Annotated in this window: 10 protein-coding genes; all 10 read left to right on the top strand. The window is 41.4% G+C overall.

Annotated features, from left to right (window positions below; genetic code table 11):
- Positions 1–303: 303 nt before the first annotated feature.
- The 10 genes from HFD85_RS09170 (at position 304) to HFD85_RS09125 (ending at position 20146) form a co-directional block, all read left to right on the top strand.
- The gene (locus tag HFD85_RS09170) at positions 304–567 is read left to right on the top strand and encodes a hypothetical protein (RefSeq protein WP_167608055.1); all 264 of its coding nucleotides are present in this window, start codon (positions 304–306) and stop codon (positions 565–567) included.
- Positions 568–877: 310 nt separating this feature from the next.
- A complete protein-coding gene (locus HFD85_RS09165; RefSeq protein ID WP_167608052.1) occupies positions 878–4132 on the top strand; it encodes a SusC/RagA family TonB-linked outer membrane protein in 3255 nt (1084 codons plus the stop codon).
- A gap of 27 nt (positions 4133–4159) precedes the next feature.
- Positions 4160–5995 (top strand): RagB/SusD family nutrient uptake outer membrane protein, encoded by a 1836-nt coding sequence (locus HFD85_RS09160; protein ID WP_167608050.1) that lies wholly within the window; start codon positions 4160–4162, stop codon positions 5993–5995.
- Positions 5996–6210: 215 nt separating this feature from the next.
- Positions 6211–7047 carry an alpha/beta hydrolase gene (locus tag HFD85_RS09155; protein ID WP_167608047.1) on the top strand — a complete coding sequence of 279 codons (837 nt, stop codon included), beginning with the start codon at positions 6211–6213 and terminating at the stop codon, positions 7045–7047.
- Positions 7048–7187: 140 nt separating this feature from the next.
- Positions 7188–8939: a glycoside hydrolase family 43 protein gene (locus HFD85_RS09150; protein WP_167608043.1), complete on the top strand. Its 1752-nt coding sequence runs from the start codon at positions 7188–7190 to the stop codon at positions 8937–8939.
- 111 nt (positions 8940–9050) lie between these two features.
- Complete coding sequence (locus HFD85_RS09145; protein WP_167608041.1) at positions 9051–10976, top strand: glycoside hydrolase family 97 protein; 1926 nt, start codon at positions 9051–9053, stop codon at positions 10974–10976.
- Between the two features lie 13 nt (positions 10977–10989).
- Entirely contained in the window at positions 10990–13599 is a 2610-nt protein-coding gene (gene xyl3A / locus HFD85_RS09140; protein WP_167608038.1) for a xylan 1,4-beta-xylosidase, read from the top strand.
- A gap of 44 nt (positions 13600–13643) precedes the next feature.
- Complete coding sequence (locus tag HFD85_RS09135; protein WP_167608036.1) at positions 13644–15980, top strand: endo-1,4-beta-xylanase; 2337 nt, start codon at positions 13644–13646, stop codon at positions 15978–15980.
- Entirely contained in the window at positions 15977–17347 is a 1371-nt protein-coding gene (locus HFD85_RS09130; RefSeq protein ID WP_167608033.1) for a glycoside hydrolase family 43 protein, read from the top strand. Before HFD85_RS09135 ends, HFD85_RS09130 begins: the two co-directional genes overlap by 4 nt.
- A gap of 9 nt (positions 17348–17356) precedes the next feature.
- The gene (locus tag HFD85_RS09125) at positions 17357–20146 is read left to right on the top strand and encodes a carbohydrate-binding protein (RefSeq protein WP_167608031.1); all 2790 of its coding nucleotides are present in this window, start codon (positions 17357–17359) and stop codon (positions 20144–20146) included.
- Positions 20147–20158 lie beyond the last annotated feature (12 nt).

The raw sequence follows: 20158 nt of genomic DNA, 5'->3' as shown, positions 1-20158 counted from the left end.
TACAATAAGCTGTTTTTGGTGCCCGGGATTTATTCCTTAAAATTCATCAGTTTAAAACGATTTTAACTGATTTTTTCTTTAACCAATTTGCGCTGCTTTCTTTATGAACACTGTTTTCTAATCACATTTTGGTAAAAAAAATGAACGTAATAATATCAATCGTGACGATTTAATTTTTATCCATTTTTAGAAATAGAATATCCTAAATTACAAATTCGAAACACAGCTTATTTGTAGTTTTAACAATTAGTTATTTGTAATTTTAACAATTAGTAAACCAAATCTAACTTAAACAAAAACTAAATGAAACGTAAAATCTATTCTTTTACATTCATTGTCGTAGTTTTTTGGGGCTTTGTATCACACCTTTTAAGGATTCTTCTTAGAAAAATTGAGTTCGATGGTGAGTGCCGCTTAATACCGAAGTCGGGAGTTTCTTTCTTTTTAACTATTCCCGAAACTACCAGTTTCTTATTTCTTTTTTATGATCAAAAGATGACGTGTGGACAATTTAGTCAAAACGGAATATTGGCTAAAATGAATACATCAATTTTAAAAATAGCCTGACTTAACAGATCAGATAAAGAGAGGAAGATTCATGGTAAAACAGTTAATCGACAAGAAAATATCCAACACATCGATTTTAAAGTGTGGTTCGATTATTTGTGCGGATGTGTCGGTTAAGAAACTGTCATAAATATGTTAAACAGCAATGAGGTATAATAGAAGAGGAGCCGCTTAGGAATTAATAATTAAAATAAAATAATTTATGTAATCAAATCGTCTAAAATCAAATCTTCGAAATTCAGGTGCAAAGCGGATAAATACAACCGTAAGTACCAATGAGAAAATTACTTAATCAATTAAAACAAAACTTATGAAAAAAAACAAATTAGTAAAGGTCGCACTCATTTTGCTGCCTATGGTGCTATTGTCACTTTTTAGTTTTGGGCAAACCAAAACGGTAAGTGGTGTAGTAAATGATGCAAATGGATCGCCCATGATTGGGGTTAACGTAGTGATAGAAGGAACCACTACGGGAACCGTAACAGATGTGAACGGGCGCTACGAACTTGATGTAACAGCTGACGCTGTTTTGCATTTCTCGTTCATCGGATACGCTGAACAAACCATCGCAGTAGGTAATCAAACTGAGATTAATGTGGTTATGACCATGTCGGATCTTGGGTTGGAAGAAGTTGTGGTAGTAGGTTACGGTACCATCAAGAAGAGCGACATCTCCGGATCAGTTGCTTCTGTTAATACAGAAGTAATGATGAAGAAAGCTCCAACTAACATTGCACAAGGGTTGCAGGGAGCTGCCGCCGGTGTTATGGTTATGGCACAGGATGGTGCCCCCGATGCCAACGCAGCCATTCGTATTCGTGGTGTTGCCACCATTAACGGCAGCGCCGACCCATTGTATGTGGTTGATGGTGTGCAGGTTGGTACAAATGCCGATTTTATAGCTCCAAATGATATTCAGAGTATCGAGGTTTTGAAGGACGCCTCGGCTACTGCTATTTACGGTTCGGCTGGTGCTAACGGTGTAATCATGATTACCACCAAACATGGTAAGCCGGGTAGTTCGCAAATTACATTTTCGGCTGACTATGGCATTCAAACCTTAGCTTCAACCTTTGATGTTGGCGATGCTGATCAGTATGCCATGAATATACGTACAGCACGTGCAAACGATGGTGCTGTACTGCAAAATCAGATTTTCTCTTCACAATACGATGGCAAGAGAAAAACAATCAATTGGCAGGAGGAAATGACAGAAGTGGCACTGAAACAACAGTACAACCTGTCGGCTTCAGGAGGAAACGATAAAAACCGTGGTAACTTTTCAGTAAATTACCTGAACCACGACGGTATGGTTATAAACTCAAGTTACGAACGTTTAACCGCCCGTGCCAATGTAATAACAAAAGTATCCGATTTCCTCGAAATAGGAGGTGATGTAAACTTTGTGCACTCAGAATCACAGGGAAGCAACGGTGGCTTGGGTAACAACGGTAACCTTTCTTCAATTCGTGACTGGGCTTTCTTATGTCCAACGATGGATTATGTTGATCCTACAACCGGTGAGCATGTTAGCCCGAACGTAGTAAATGCGAACGGAACTTATGGTTCTCCGCTTCAGGGTAACGTAGGTGCTTACGATGGAATGCTTGGAAATAATGTTTATGCCGAGCAAATGGAAAATACCGGAATAAGCAAGAATAACCAGGTTCTTGCCAGTGCTTATATCGACATTGAATTACTTAAGGGGTTGAATATTAAATCATTGGGTTCGTATAATTTTTCAGCAGGCAATTATTACAATTTCTGGGGAAATAAAAAACGTTTCATGCCCGATGGTGAAACACCTGTTCAGTTGTACAACTACGATGCACGCTATCAGTTAAACATCAATAATTCGAACTACAACACATTGGCGTTGGAAACGTATATGACCTACAACTGGAAAAATGAAGACCATGATTTGACGGTTATGGCCGGTAATACTGTTCGCAAAAGTTTTGGTAACTGGAGTTCGGCAAATGCTGTCGATTTCCCGGCCGAAAATATTCGCGACATTAGCTTAACCAGTGATCCGTCAACCAGAACAGGTAGTGGTGCTTACAACCTCGAAAGCAAAGGTATTTCGTTCTATGGTCGTGCAACCTATTCTTTAATGAATCGTTACATCTTGACAGGTACTGTTCGTCGTGACGGTTCATCTAACTTCGGTGAAGGTAACCGCTGGGGTACATTCCCTTCAGCAGCATTGGCATGGCGTATTTCAGAAGAAGATTTTATGCAGGGTGTTGGTTCTCTCAGTAACTTGAAACTTCGTTTAGGTTGGGGACAAACCGGTAATTCAGGTGGTCCGACCGACCGTGCTACCGCTGCATTAACTTCAAGTACTATTCAATACTTCTTTTATCCAAATGGAGGAGCAGCAGGTTTAGGAACATCGCGTATGTTGAATAACGGTTATGTACGTACATTGGTAGATACCAATCTGAAATGGGAGACCAACGAACAAACCAATATCGGTCTCGACCTTGGAATTTTAGATGGTGATATGAACATTGCAATGGATTATTTCATCCGTACTTCAAAAGATCTGTTGTTGAATCAGGCAATTCGCCCATCAGCAGGTTATACCGAAGTATATACCAACTATGGCGAAATTCAAAACAAAGGTTTCGAATTGAGTATTGATTACCGTAAACAACTTAACAGCGATTGGACCATTGGTGCTACCTTAACAGGTTCTACCATTAAAAACGAAATTATATCTATTGGTTCAGATTTGTTCTTTGAAAATACAACTTCAACCGGCGATGGTTCTAATGTAGGTGCAGTAGGTGCCCCATCAGGTACACACTGGAACGGACACTCGATTATGCGCGAAGGTTATGCCGTTGGTTCTTTTTATGGTTATGAAGTAGAAGGAATATTCCAGTCACAGTCGGAAGTTGATGCAGCCAATGCTGCTGCAGTTGCAGCCGGCCACGAACAATATCAAAATGCCGGAACAGGACCTGGCGATTTTAAATACAGAGACCTGAATGATGACGGATTTATTGATGAAAACGATATGACTATTCTGGGTGATGGTTTTCCATTGGCCAACTATGGATTGAACATTAACGTTGCATACAAGAATTTTGATTTGTACGTGAATACCTACGGCGTAATCGGTGCAGAAATATACTCTTACTCGGCCATGACATTGTCGAACATGTTTCCGAGTGACAACGGTACAACACCTAACCTGTTGAACGAAGCATCGAAAGCTGCCTGGACTGAACAAAACCAAAGCACAACAAATGCTAAATTGTCATTCCTTGATTTGAACTACAACATGCGTGGATCTGATGCGTGGGTAAAAGACGGTGACTATTTTAAAATTAGTACCATTCAAATTGGATATAATTTTGATAAATACCTCTTAGAGCCTTTGAACCTGCAAGGTGCACGTATTTATGCTTCTATTCAAAATGTGGCAACTTTCTCAAGCTACAATAAATATGGCGATCCTGAGATTGGCCAGGGAAGCGTGCTTTTTACCGGGTTAGATACCGGTCGTTATCCAATGCCACGTATTTATTCATTTGGATTGAACATTCAATTTTAATTGTGCCACTTAAAAGAGATAAATATTATGAAAAAGATATCTAAAATATTAATCATACTTGCAGGTGCGGTATTCTTTATTGGAATAAGCTCTTGCGATACAGAAGAGTTTTTGGAAGTTGATCATTATTCTATTCTGGATGCTGATCAGATGTTTAAAAGCGACGAAGACGCGAAAGCAGGTCTTGTTGGTTGCTATGATATGATGCTTCCGGTAGGCGAAACAAATGGCGACTGGGGATTTAAGCCAAACCTGTTTATTGGTGGCCACCCTACTATGGATACACAAGCTACCGGTTGGGATAAAGACTGGAATACCCAGAACTGGAATCCGGGTAGCCCTGAATTATTGAGTGGCTGGAAACATGCCTATAAAGCCATTACACGTTGTAACGACTTCCTGTCGGGATTGGAAGAAGCAGAAAATATTACACCTGCTCTTAAAACCTCGCTTGACGGACAGGCACGAGGAATCCGTGCTTTCTTTTACATGTGGCTGGCAAAAGCCTTCGGCCGTGTACCGATGTTGGCAACCGGTGAAAATTACGTAAATACGCCTGCTAAAGCCCGTGCTGAAACCTATGAAGAAATGTGGAGTTTCATAATCGAAGACCTCAAAGTTGCGGTTGACGAATTAAAATGGGAGCCACTTAACGGTGAATATGGCCGTATTACAAAGGGATTTGCACTTTCATACCTCGGCGAAGCTTATATGTGGATGGCATTTCGTGTTCCGGATAAAGCAACCGAAAACTACCAGTTAGCTGCTGCTGCATTGCTGGAAGTAATAAACAGCGGAAAATACGCTTTAAATCCATCGTTTACCACATTGTGGGATCCAGGTGAAGTGTGGACCAAAGAATGTATCTGGGAAGAAGTACTTGATGAAGGCTCGCAATGGAACAGCTGGAGTAACCTTACCGATGCACATACCTGGCACACCTATTTCTCAGCTTGTCCTTCGTTAGGAGGTTGGGGCTCGCTCTATCTCTCGTGGGAATGGTGGGGATCTTATGAACCTGGCGATAAACGTCGCGAAGCTTCAGGTGTTACAGGTGAAATAACCGATATAAAACCGGAATGGAAATCAGCAACCAATTATGGTTACAACCCGTATTTGCAGCAAAGCCTTACGGTGCCTGATAAATTGAATACGCACTATCACTTTTACATGAACGGTGAAGCAGCGCCATCTATCTGGAGTTTGAAAACCTGGCGTACATGTCGTGCCGACTGGAATGCGATGTGGGGACCTCAGCAGATTTATTATAAAAGATATGCCAATGTTTTGTTCGATTATGCTGAATGTCTTTTCAATTTGAATGGCGAAAGCGATGCAACAGCATGGGGAATCATCAATCAAATTCGCGAGCGCGCCTGGGGGAACCTTGAAGTTGGTAAAAAAGAAGAATTAACAGCAAAATACCTGCCATATTATCAGCAAATTGCTCAGTTCTACATCTCAAAAGGTGACGAAAATGTAGTCGTTCCCGAAGAGTATCCGCTTCCTTTCAACGAAAATACTGTTGTAGTACCTGATGCAAAAACTTATTATGCTCAACTAAAATCAGATAAAGGATTTTCATCTCCGGTTTGGTTGCTTGCATTAGGTGAAGAGCGCCGCAAGGAATTCAATACCGAGTGGTGTCTTGCACAGGATCTTATCCGCTCAGGTTACATTGAAGATCATATTACCAATAATTATCCGAAAGGAGTTGGGGTTCCGAATACTGATCCCGGAGTACAGGACAACTGGCACACCTACCGTAATTTCGATTTCGATATCCGAAAAATGGATATGCCTATCCCAACGGATGAGTTGTTGAAAAATGACTTATGTGATCAAAATGACGCTTACAAATAGTGCAAAAAAATTAGAATGTAACTAATACAGATTAGTTGTATGGATTATTAGAGTTAAAGCGCCACCAATTATGTGTGGCGCTTTTTCTTTCCAAATGTTTGCCGGTAGCATGCCAAAATTTGCGTGATTTATCCGAAATTAGATACAGAATATCTGTATTCGGAAACTTTGCAGATTCTCAATGGCTACTTTTATCCAACCAAAACCAATATGAAATGAAAAATTACCTTCTCTTATTTGCAGTTATCATTTTTAGCACTGTTTATTCAACGGCTCAGAATTTGACGGAGCCACCCGTTTCGGATTTCGATGTTTATCAAAAAGACATTCCCCACGGATCTATCGACACCGTTCAGTACTTTTCTTCCACAGTGGGTACCGAGCGGACGACACTGGTATATACTCCTCCCGGCTATTCAACGTCGGAGAAATACCCGGTTTTATACCTTTTACACGGCATTGGTGGCGATGAGTTTGAATGGTTGAACGGAGGACATCCTGAAGTGATTTTTGACAATCTTTACGCTGCCAAAAAAATGAAACCCATGATTGTGGTAATGCCTAACGGCAGGGCAATGAAGGATGACAGGGCCACGGGAAACATTATGGCACGTGACAAAGTGGAGGCGTTTGCCACCTTCGAAAACGATTTGCTAACTGATCTTATTCCTTTTATCGAAAAGAATTATCCTGCTATTAAAGACCGTGAACAACGTGCAATCGCCGGATTATCAATGGGAGGCGGACAGTCGCTGAATTTTGGGTTCGGGAATTTAGATGTATTTGCCAGCGTAGGCGGTTTCTCATCGGCCCCAAACACTAAACAGCCAAAAGAGTTAGTCCCCGATCCTGAACTTACCAAAAAGAAACTTAAACTAATATTCATTTCGTGTGGCGATAAAGACGGGCTCATTGGTTTTAGTAAACGTACTCACGATTACCTCGATGAAACAAACATCGCCCATTATTATTACATAATTCCAGGTGGGCAACACGATTTTGTGGTTTGGAAAGCAAGCCTCTACAATTTTGTTCAATTGCTTTTTAAATAGTAAAACTGGTTAAAGCTACTTGTACTTGCCTGGAACCGATATAAATTCAATAAATTTTTACCAATCGATAAAATAAATTCAGTCCCGGTGAATCGGGATAAATCAAACTTAAAATATTAGTAATTATTCAATTTGATTCAATGAAAAGAAGAAGATTAAAAACATTCCCGTTTATATTGATTATAATCCTGATTGTCAGAAGTGTAAGTGGCTTAGAGCCTGCTAAAAAGCCCGCTTCGTCAAATACCCCTGTATTCTCCAACTTTGTATATCAGGGTGATGATGATGTGTATAAAAAATATCCGCTTGAAGACGGCGAATTTTACAGCCCCATTTTACAAGGCTGTTACCCCGATCCGGCCATCACAAAAAAAGGAGACGATTACTATCTTGTGTGTTCATCGTTTGCCATGTTTCCGGGAGTTCCAATCTTCCATTCAAAAGATCTGGTGAACTGGACCGATTTGGGAGGCGTACTTGATAATCCCGAAACATTCGATACACACGACTGTGGAATTAGTGCAGGTGTTTACGCTCCTGGAATTACTTACAATCCGTATAACGATACGTTTTACATGATTACCACGGCTTTTACCGGTGGTTTGAATAACATTATTGTAAAAACAAAAGACCCTAAAAAAGGGTGGGGTGATCCGATTAAGTTAAGCTTTGGGGGAATTGATCCATCAATTTTCTTCGATGACAACGGCAAAGCTTACGTGGTACACAACGATGCTCCCGAGCGTGGAAAAGAGTTATACAACGGACACCGTGTAATTAAAGTATGGGAATACGATCTTGAAAAGGACGATGTAATTCCCGGAACCGATAAAGTAATCGTAAACGGAGGTGTTGATCTTGCAAAAAAACCAATCTGGATTGAAGCACCACACCTTTACAAAAGAAATGGGGAGTATTATTTGATGTGTGCAGAAGGTGGAACAGGCGGCTGGCATAGCGAAGTTATCTTCAAAAGCGACAGCCCGACCGGACCATTTATTCCGGCACCAAGCAACCCGATTTTAACTCAGCGACACTTTCCGAGAGAAAGAGAAAATAAAGTGGATTGGGCAGGGCATGCCGATATTATTGAAGGTCCAAACGGTCAGTGGTACGGAGTGTTTTTGGCAGTTCGGCCAAATGAGGAGCAACGTGTAAATACAGGTCGCGAAACCTTTATTTTACCGGTTGACTGGTCGGGAGAATTCCCTGTTTTTGTTAACGGACTTGTTCCAATGGAACCAAAAATTGATATGCCTAAAGGTGTAGAGAATAAAACTGGCCAGGATGGATTTTTCCCGAACGGGAACTTCACTTATACAGAAGATTTTTCGTATGACGATTTGGATAAGCGCTGGATTGGCCTGCGCGGACCACGTGAAGCTTTCATCGAAAAAACAAAAGGAGGTATTCAGATAAATCCATTTGAAGCCAATGTAAAAGAAGTAAAACCAACTTCAACATTGTTTTATCGTCAAATGCATAACAGCTTTTCGTATGCTGCTACCCTGGATTATACGCCGGAATCAGAGAAAGATCTGGCCGGAATCGTGGCCTTACAAAGCGAAAATGCAAACTATGTATTTGGTGTTACCAAAAAAGGCGATGACTATGTATTGGTTTTACAACGCAATTTTAAACGACGTTTCCGTGGCGAAATGGACTCAAAAGTAATTGCCAGCACAAAAATCGATATCAACAAGCCGGTGCGTTTACAGGTTTCGGCAAAAGGTGATAAGTATGAGTTTGCTTATGCTGTTGATGGTGCCGATTTTGAAACCCTGGGAGGAACTGTTTCAGGCGATATTCTTTCTACGGATGTGGCCGGTGGTTTTACCGGTTGTTTGCTGGGGTTGTATGCTACTTCGGCCAACGATGCAATTCCTGAATAGGATCATAAATTTGAACTAGTCAAATATTTCCGGAGTTGGGCCAATGTTGTTCATTGGCTCATCGCCGGAATAAGTTTTTTAAAACGTCAGATTAATACCTAACTAAACAAGATGCAGACCAATAAAATTTTATCAACCGGGCTATTCCTGTTGTTTGCTGTTCTGGCATTTGCACAACAATTAAGTGTGGTATCGCCCAATCAGAAAGTAAAAGCGGTACTGCTGCATCCCGAAAATAACGAATCTTCTGAATGGTTTCTGAAAGTAGAATACCAAACAGGTGAAGATTTTAATACCATTATCCCAAAAATTAATTTGGGCCTGGTTCGAAGTGATCAGGATTTTTCAAAGGCCTTGAGCCTTACAAAGGTTGAACCACCCAAATTAATCAACGAGGAATATACCGCCTTACACGGAAAGCGTTTACAGCGAAAAAATACTGCCAACGAAATTACCTTCTGTTTTGAAAATGAAAATAAATCGAAACTGAATGTAGTTGTTCGGGCCTGGAACGATGGAGTTACTTTTCGTTACGAATTTCCTGAAAAAGAAGGTGATTTTGTGATTCAGGACGAGTTCACCGCCTATACCATTCCCAATAAAACAAACCGCTGGCTGGAAGAATTCGATCTTTCAAATGAACGGCTTTACGCCAACAGCGATAGTGCTTCCGTTCAGAAAAACTGGTCGTACCCGGCACTTTTCGAAACCCCGGAAAAGGATTGCTGGTACCTGATACATGAAGCAGGTTTAGATAGAAACTACTGTGCAACAAAACTGAACAACAACAGTGTTGCCGAGCAATATAAAGTTACGCTTCCGTATCCCGGAGAAGGAGAGGGCGAAGCGTTGCCGCAGATTACACTGCCCTGGAAATCGCCCTGGCGTGTGATTGTGGTGGGTAGTTTGGCCGATGTGGTGGAATCAACTTTGGTTGATGATGTTTCAAAACCTTCGGTTCTTGAAAACACCGATTGGATAAAACCCGGTGTGGCTTCGTGGAATTACTGGTCGCACAACCACGGAACAAAAGATTTTAAAACCGTTTGCGAATTTGCTGATTTGGCTGCCGAAATGAACTGGCCGTACACCTTACTCGATTGGGAATGGGACCAAATGGAAAACGGCGGTAACCTTGAAGATGCGATTGATTATATTCATTCACTGGGCCTTAAGCCACTTATGTGGTACAATTCGAGCATGTTTAAATGGATTACTTCAACCCCGGTTGACCGGATGAAAACGCATGAAAACCGCGTGGAAGAATTTACCAAACTGAATAACTTGGGCGTTTACGGGGTGAAAATTGATTTCTTTTTAAGCGAGAAACAATACATGATCGACTACTACCTCGATATTTTGGAGGATGCTGCTCAGTTTAATATCATGGTTTATTTTCACGGTTGTTTGGTACCGCGGGGCTGGCAGCGTACTTACCCGCACCTGATGACGTACGAGGGCGTTCGTGGTGCGGAATGGTACAACAACGGCCCTGAATTGACCACTGCTGCTCCCGAACACAATAACGTATTGCCGTACACACGAAATATTGTCGGGTCGATGGATTATACTCCGGTAACATTTACCAATTCGCAATATCCGCATATTACATCTTATGCTCACGAGCTGGCACTAAGTGTTGTGTTCGAATCGGGCATCCAGCATTTTGCCGATCGTCCCGAAGGGTTTCGGAATTTGCCCGATGCTGCGCGTACATTTTTAAAAGAAGTTCCGGTGGTTTGGGACGAAACAAAATTGCTGGATGGATATCCCGGCAGGTTTACCGTAATCGCACGCAAAAAAGCCGGGAACTGGTATGTTGGCGGCATTAATTCAGAAGGAAGAAGAGAAAGACAACAAACGCTTGACTTTGGTTTTCTGCCCAACGGAAAAAAATACCGATTAACATTAATTGCGGATGGAGAGCATGATACCGTTTTTTCTACGCAATACATGGTGGTTGATAACAGCAGTTCGATAAATGTGAAAATGCTTCGCAGAGGAGGATTTGCAGCTGTACTGAAGCCGCTTGAATAACAAACGAAAGAAGATGATAAGACATTTCCTAAATAGAACGATCGTGGTTGGTGGCATTTTGTTGGGAGCCTTCTCGGCATGGGCACAACAATACCCGTATCAAAATCCCGAATTAAGTTCGGAAGAACGTGCAAAAGATTTGGTTTCGCGATTAACGCTTGAAGAAAAAGCAATATTGATGTGTGACCAGTCGGATGCCATTCCAAGACTCGGGATCAAAAAATTCAACTGGTGGAGCGAAGCATTGCACGGCTACGCCAACAACGATAATGTAACCGTTTTTCCGGAACCCATTGGAATGGCTGCTTCGTTTAATGACGAATTGCTGCTTGAAATTTACGACGCCGTTTCGGATGAAGGACGGGCCAAATACAACGAATGGATCAGCGCCGGAAACGAAAACAAACGCTTTTTGAGCCTTTCGGTGTGGACACCAAACGTAAATATTTTTCGCGATCCACGTTGGGGACGTGGTCAGGAAACCTATGGCGAAGACCCATACCTTACTTCGCGCATGGGAGTTTCGGTGGTGAAAGGTTTGCAGGGACCGGCCGATGCCAAATACCGTAAACTGCTGGCTTGTGCAAAACACTTTGCCGTGCACTCAGGCCCGGAATGGAGCCGTCACGAGCTCAACCTGAACGACATTAGTCCGCGCGAATTGTACGAAACATATTTACCCGCATTTAAAGCTTTGGTGCAGGATGCCGATGTGCGCCAGGTAATGTGTGCTTATCAGCGCCTCGACGATGAACCTTGTTGCGGAAACACCCGGCTTTTGCAGCGCATATTGCGCGACGAGTGGGGCTATCAGTATATGGTAGTTTCAGATTGCGGCGCTGTTACCGATTTTTTTACAACACACAATGTTTCATCCGATGCGGTGCATGCAGCCTCCAAAGCGGTTTTGGCCGGTACCGATGTAGAATGTGTTTGGGAAAATTATCCATATATGAATCTACCCGAAGCAGTTGAACGCGACCTGATAAAAGAAGAAGTTATTGATAAAAGTGTGGTGCGTTTGCTAACCGGGCGTTTCGATTTGGGCGATTTCGACGACGATGCCATTGTCCCGTATGCTCAAATCCCTCCATCGGTTTTAAACAACGAAAAACACCGCCAACTGGCACTCGACATGGCCCGGCAAACCATGACACTTCTTCAGAATAAAAATAAGGTGTTGCCTTTATCAAAGAAGACAAAAAAGATTGCTGTGATTGGCCCCAATGCCAACGACGAACCTATGTTGTGGGGAAATTACAACGGATCACCGGTTCGTACCATTTCTATTCTGGAAGGCATTAAAACCAAACTTCCGGAGCAAAAAATACTATACGATAAAGCTTGTGATTTGGTGGAAGATAAAGTAACCGAAAGTTATTTTAACCAGTGCAGTTTTGAAGGGAAACCGGGAATTAAAGCAAGGTATTGGAACAACCTCAACCGTGAAGGCGAGGTGGTAACAACAGACCAAATTGTAAACCCGATTAAAAAGACCACTGCCGGACAGCACGAATTTGCTTCGGGCGTTAAGCTTGAAGGTTTTTCGGCGATCTACGAAACAGAATTTACCGCCAAATCAAGCGAGGAAATTGTGTTTAAAGGCGGTGCTACCGGACATTATGAATTGTTGGTTAACGGCGAAACAATTTCTCAATACGACAACTGGAGAACACTTCCTTCGCGAATTCCATACCAGGTGGAGGCCGGTAAAAAATACAAAATCGAAATTCGCTATGCTCAGTTGAATAACTGGCAGGCAAATATTGAATTTAACTTCGGAAAAGAAGTGGATGTAGATTATACCGAACTCATAAAAAAACTAAAGGATGTTGAAACGGTGGTATTTGTTGGTGGTCTTTCCGGAAACCTGGAAGGGGAGGAAATGCCGGTTTCGTACCCCGGTTTTAAAGGAGGCGACCGTACCAATATCGATTTACCTGCAGTTCAGCGAAACTGTTTGAAAGCTTTAAAAGACGCAGACAAAAAAGTAGTTTTTGTAAACTGTTCGGGCTCAGCAATCGCTTTAACACCCGAAACTGAAACCTGCGATGCTATTTTGCAAGCCTGGTATGCCGGCGAATCGGGTGGGCAGGCCATCGCCGATGTGCTTTTTGGCGATTACAATCCTTCGGGAAAACTTCCTGTTACTTTTTATAAAAGTTCAGATCAGCTGAACGATTTTGAGGACTATTCGATGAAAGGTCGCACTTACCGCTACATGGAAGATGCCTTGTTTCCCTTTGGTTATGGCCTGAGTTATACCAATTTCGAAATTGGTGAAGCCACCCTTAGTAAATCAACTTTTCATAAAGATGAAGCAATACAGCTAACTGTTCCGGTTACTAACACCGGTTCGTACGACGGAACCGAAATCGTTCAGGTTTATGTACGAAAAGTAAACGATTTGGAGGGGCCGCTAAAAACGCTGAAAGGCTTTAAACGCATTGAAGTTGCCAAAGGGAAATCGAAGGATGCAGTGATTGATTTACCTCCATCATCTTTCGAATTTTACGATTGGGCAAAACGCGAAATGGCAATCATTCCCGGAGAATATGAGATAGCCTACGGGAACAGTTCGGAGACAGAAAATTTGAAAAAGATTGTTGTAAGCATTCAGTAACAAAAAACATTTAATAAAAACTAAGCTACCATTAAATCAGAGTTATGAGGATAGAAAAAAATCAGAAAAAAAGTTTACTTGTTTTAATCGTTGTTCTGGCGATAACATTTGGTGTTACCGAATCAAAAGCTCAGTCATATTACACCTGGTATCAAAATGCACAACAACGGATTGACACTTTAAGGAAAGGAGATTTTGGGATAAAAATCTTTGATAAAGAAGGACAACCGTTTACAGGCGATGTTAAGGTTCGAATGAAAAAGCATGAATTCCCGTTTGGTATGGCATTCGATTTCTACGAAGGATCGGCAAACATGGGAAATAGTTATAGCACGGGTTCTGCGATTCAGGCTGATGCTGATCATGAAATATATCAGTTTGAACGTTGGAATAAAAATCTTGGCTACTCAATTCCGGTTGAAAAAGGCAAAGAGTATAAAATTACTTTAAAGTTTGCCGAGATTTATGCAAGTGCAACAAATGCACGGTTGTTTGATGTATTTGTTGAAGGCAGCCTATTCCTTAACGACTATGATATTTTTGCTGAAGCAGGAGGGAAGAACATTGCGGTTGATACCAGCATTACCGTTTTGGCAAATGATGGCTACATCAATATCGAATTAAATGCATCAAAAGATAATGCTGCCATTAAAGGAATTGTGGTTGATGAAGTTGGTGGAGGGAATGTAATCAGAATTAATTGCGGTGGTTCGGCAATTACAACCTCAAGTGGAAATAGTTATGTAAATGAATCAGGTTATTTCGATCCTGAAGCCAATACAGTTGCCAGCAATGAACAATGGATGCAGGCTACGATGTATAAATACTTTAATTACGGAGTTACCGGGAATTCATTCAAATGGAGTGGTGTTCAGCCAAATCATACAACCCCGAATTATTCCAATTTCGAGAATGCACTTCGGTGGACACAAAAAGTAGGCTGGAAGATAAGGGGCCACAATTTGCTTTGGGGAGGTAATGATGGTCATTCAACCCCCGATTGGGTTAGAAACCTGCCAACAACCCAGGCTTTTATTGATACCTGTAAAATGAGAGTTATTCGCGATGTTTCACGTTATAAGGGGCAGATCTCAGAATACGATGTAGTCAATGAGCCTTTAAGCGGTCATGCCGACTGGATGCGGAAAACTCATGGCGACTCGATTATCTGGAATAGTTTTAAGTGGGCTCGTTCTGCCGACCCTGATGCAGGCTTATTTGTAAACGATTACAATGTTGAATACAACTGGGGACAGGCAGCAGAATACCGTGATTTAATCCTGAAAATTAAAGAAAATGGAGGGCCGATTACCGGAGTTGGTATGCAGGCACATTTTTGGGATTGTTGCCGTCCGAACGTTGATGAACTGGTTAAAAACATCAATATTATTGCACAAGCCGGTTTGCCAATAAGGTTAACCGAGTACGATTTTGGTGGTAATCTCACAGAAGCACAACAGGCTGAAGATCTTATTAAAGTATTGACTATCGCATTTTCGCACCCATCCGTTACCGGAATGATAAGCTGGGTTTTAAGAGACTCTGAAAATGAAAATGGCTGGCGACCAAGTTCAGGATATTTCAATCTAGATGCTACTCCAAAATTGGCTGCCGACACATTATTGTATTATACCAAAAAGTTATGGGCTACCAATTTCGATTCGCGCATTAACAGCGGGAGCACCATGAATTTTAATGCCTATTACGGCGATTACGAAATTGAAGTGGCTTTTGGTGATACTGTGAAAATTTTTACCATACCATGTTTGAAAGAAAATGCTGATTCAGTTTTTATTTTGAATGAAGGTGATGCAAAGTTGAAAGGACCTCAGTTTGTGAGTACGAAATTGGTGAATGCCGGTACTGTAAAAGTACTTTTTAACAAACCAATCAACGTCAGTTCTTTGGTTCGAAGCAATTTTAAATTCTTCTCGAATACAGAGGTGGGGCTTCTATCTGTTGAAAGAGATCCGGATAATGAAAACGCAATTTTATTGGCGTTGAGTAAGGATGTTACAAAAGGTGATTACATCTCAGTATCCTATTTTCCCGGTAATTTGAGTTCAACAGATGGAAGTAAAGCCGATGCTTTTGGACCGGAGGCAATTGCAAATCCCGATAACGCTGTTGGAATATCATTTATGGATGACCGGATTGTAAAAGTATATCCAAATCCCGCAAGCGATATTTTAAATATTGAATACGACGATGCACCTTACCAAATCTCTTTGTTCAACAGTGTAGGAGTTCAGGTATATTCCGGAGTATCCAACACGGAATCATTTAATTTTAATGTCAACCAGTATAAAAAAGGATTGTATCTGCTACGAATTGTGGATTCAGAAAATAACTTCACTACGCAAAAAATACTTTTGAAATGAAATCAATAATTACAGTTTTTATTTTCGCCTTGCTTTTTTCTTTATCGGGTTATTCGCAAAACCCGATAATTCAAACCTATTACACTGCCGACCCGGCACCGATGGTTTACAACGGCACGGTGTATCTTTACACGAGTCACGATGAGGATTCAACAGTAAATAACTTTTTTACGATGTACGACTGGCGATGTTATTCGTCAACCGATATGGTAAACTGGACCGATCATGGAGCAGTGGCTTCGCTGAAAAGTTTTGCATGGCTCGATAAAACAAATGGCGCATGGGCACCACAGTGCATCGAGCGAAACGGAAGGTTTTACCTGTATGTTCCCATACACGGAGAAGGCATTTCGGTATTGGTTGCCGATTCACCAACCGGTCCTTTTTCCGATCCGCTCGGAAAACGTTTGATCGAAACTGATCACATCTGGCAGGATATTGATCCTACCGTATACATTGACGATAATGGTCAGGCTTATTTGTACTGGGGGAATCCAAAATTGTGGTACGTTAAACTGAACGAAGATATGGTTTCATACGACCAAAGCATTGGGCAAAACGGAGTTATTTCAGTTGAGATGACTACTGAAGCGTTTGGCGCTCACAAAGGCCGCGACGGTAAACCCGGTCCTTCTTATACCGAAGGCCCCTGGTTTTACAAACGCAACAATTTGTACTACATGGTTTATGCCGCTGCCGGTATTCCCGAGTACATTGCCTATTCCACTTCAACATCGCCTGAGGGACCTTGGACCTACAAAGGATTTGTAATGGAACGTGCACCTAAACTGGCTTTTACCAATCACTCGGGAATTATCGATTACAAAGGAAACTCCTATTTTTTCTATCACAACGAAGCGCTTGCAGGTGGTGGTGGTTTTAGGCGTTCTACATGTTTGGAACAGTTTGAATACAATCCCGACGGAACAATTCCTTTAATTGTTCCCACACAAGAGGGCGTTACCAAAAGTGTTCAAAATCTTAATCCTTTTAAACGTGTTGAAGCCGAAACCATAGCATGGAGCGAAGGTGTAAAAACAAAATCGGATGAAACGGTTGGTGTGTACGTAAGCAATATCGATAACAACGATTTTATAAAAATACGCAGCGTTGATTTGGGCAAAGGAGCCAAAAAATTTGCAGCAAGTGTTGCAACTGTTAAATCAGGAACTATCGAAATCCGTATCGATGAAAAAGAAGGTGATTTATTAGGAACCCTTTCTGTTAACGGCACCGGAGGAGCACAAAGCTGGAAAACGCTTTCAACCAAAATAAAGGCGGCCAAAGGTGTTCACGATGTATTCCTTGTTTTCAAAGGTGAAGAAGGAGACTTATTCAATTTCGACTGGTGGCAATTCAAAAAGTAATTATAAACAATGAAACGAATAAAATTTATCCTGAATTGCAGTTTTCTCTTTTTAATTCTTTTCCAAACCATTGGCGTAAAAGCCTGGGAAGGAATGCCAACTCCACCATTACACATTGAAGGCAACCAACTAAAAGATCCTACCGGTAAAAGTGTTCTACTTCATGGATGGATGCAACCCTCCGAAACCTGGTTTAATGGTGGCGGAAACCGTTACAGTAATCCAACAGACTGGACAAATCCGAATAATGTGGCAGGCTTGCTGAATTTTCTGAAAGATGCAGCAACCGTTATGAGTGATACCACACCAAAATATGGACAAAACCATGGATGGCATGCAAGTTTTGTACGATTAAATACTGACCAAATAGGTGGTTGGACTCATGCTTCAGGATTGGTTGATATGGCTCAGTTTAATGGATGGATAAACAACTTTATTGTGCCATATGCCGACCATCTCAGGTCGCGGGGTCTTTATCTTGTAATTTGCGCTGTGGGACCGATTAATACCCCGGATAATGGCAGCAATAATACAGGCAGAGAAGAACAGCAACGCCTGATTAGCTTCTGGCGGACATTAGCCAAGGCTCCCGGTATCAGGAATGCAGATAATATTATGTTCGAACTCATGAACGAGCCGGTCGCAATTGAAACCAGTTTTGGTGCCAACGACTGGGGGCATGGTCAGTCAAAATACTGGAAAGCTTTCAGGGATTGGATGCAACCCGTGATTAATACTATCCGCAATGAAGGAGCAAACAATGTAATTTGGGTGCCTACTTTGGGCTGGCAGGGCGAACCTCAAGGTTGGGCGCAATATCCATTTTCAGGTTCTAATATTGGAGTTGCTGCCCATTATTACCCGGCCTATGGTGGCGTTCATGACAAAACATGGGCAGTACAAAATCTCTGGAATAGCAATTACAAACCGGCAGCGGATAAGTGGCCCATGATAATTACCGAAATGATGTGGTTCCCGGGAGGAACCGGGTACGATAACCTTTTTAACGGAACCACAGCCGGTTTCGGTAATGCTGTTAGAAAGGCTATCGACAACCAGGGAAATGTTTCATACCTGGTTGGATTCTTGTCCGATCTTCTTGTTGATCTCGGGCAAACTTCACCCCAAAACTGCACGCTTGGTTCACATGAAGGGGCACAATCTTATTTTACCTGGTTGCCCGAATATACATGGGCTGCACCCGACGATGGTACGCCAAGATTTAAAAAAGCGTATGTTGATGATGAAACTCCAAACCAGATTATTTTAATTGTTAACCATGCTATCAAAAATATTGACAGACTGGAAGGCTTTCATGTAAAAATAGACAATCAGGATATTGAAATAGAAGCTGTTGAATTAGGCGACACTGCAACCCATCTGGTTATCACATTGAAAAACGATATGGTAAGCAGCAATGAAATTTCCCTGTCCTATAATGATGGCAATATCACGTCTGTTTATGATAAAAACCTGGTTGAATTCAACAATGTAATGGTTTATAATTTATTGAATGGGGCAGCTCCTGTCTTAACAAATCTCGAGACGAACAAAACAGGAGACACAATTATTGCCTCGTTTAGCAAGAAAATGACAGCCGCCTCTGATTTCCCATCTTTAACATTAACCGCAAATTTTGATGGGGAAAAAATTATCCCAGTTACCGAAAGCCGTGTGAATGATATGGATTCAACCCAGGTACATTTTGTGCTTGAGGAACAGGTTTATGCCGATTATGATCTTCTTCTTTCCTATACCGGAAATACTATTGTATCATCGGACAGTAGCTACCTGCAACCATTTAGTGATATTCCCGTTCAAAACCATGCTCAGGGATTGCCTGTAACAATCGAATCCGGAGTGTTGAGACCCGATGGTATATCGGTTGTACTGGAGTTTTCAAAAAATCTGGGTATTGCTGTTGGACAGGCTACGCGTTTTAGCCTGAATGTAAATGGGGTAAAAAAGTCGATTAAAGATTTTTATATTTCTGAGAACACCGTGCGGTTTACAGCTTTAAATTCAATTTATCATGGCGATATTGTTAAAGTAAGTTATTCTCCTGGAAATGTAATGGCTGTTGACAACGGATCTTTAGAGGCTTTTAATGAATTTCCGGTTACAAACCAGATGGAGGAGCCTGAATGGTTGTTGGTAAGCAGTAGAATTGAAGCAGAGAACTACTATCTGCAATCAGGCACTCAAACTGAAAACACCGCTGATGTAGGTGGAGGATTAAATGTGGGATACATCGACAACGGAGAATGGTTATTGTATGCCATCGATAATGATACCCACGAAACAGAATTTGAGATTACTTACCGGATTGCTTCTCCAAATAATGGTGGCAGTTTTAACATTCTTGTAAATGATAAAGTAGTTGATCAGGTTGATGTTCCGAATACAGGTAGTTGGCAGGTTTGGCAATCAGTTGTAAGAAACATTACCCTTGCGCCGGGAAAACAATACTTAAAAATCGATGTGATAAATGGTGGTTTCAACATTAATTATGTTGATATTGAGTCAATGGAAACAGCCATCAATGAATTTAACACCACTAATATCGAATTGGAAATATTCCCCAACCCGGCATCCGATAAAATTGTGATAAGGTCATCTGACTTTCACTATAACACCATTGAAATAATTGATGTTATGGGTAAGGCTGTCTTTAAAAAGGCTGTTGTTTTTGAACCGGAATTTCATTTGCCGCTAAATCTTGACGACGGTTTATATTTTTTAAAAATAAGCAATAATCAGGAGTACCGTTCTAAAAGTATCATCATAAAAAATGAATAAAGGAATCCTTTC

The sequence above is a fragment of the Maribellus sediminis genome (genome assembly GCF_011799805.1).
In the GTDB taxonomy this organism is placed as follows: Bacteria; Bacteroidota; Bacteroidia; order Bacteroidales; family Prolixibacteraceae; genus Draconibacterium; species Draconibacterium sediminis_A.
Note: the sequence above shows the minus strand (reverse complement) of the source record. Positions and strands in the feature narration are given on the sequence as shown.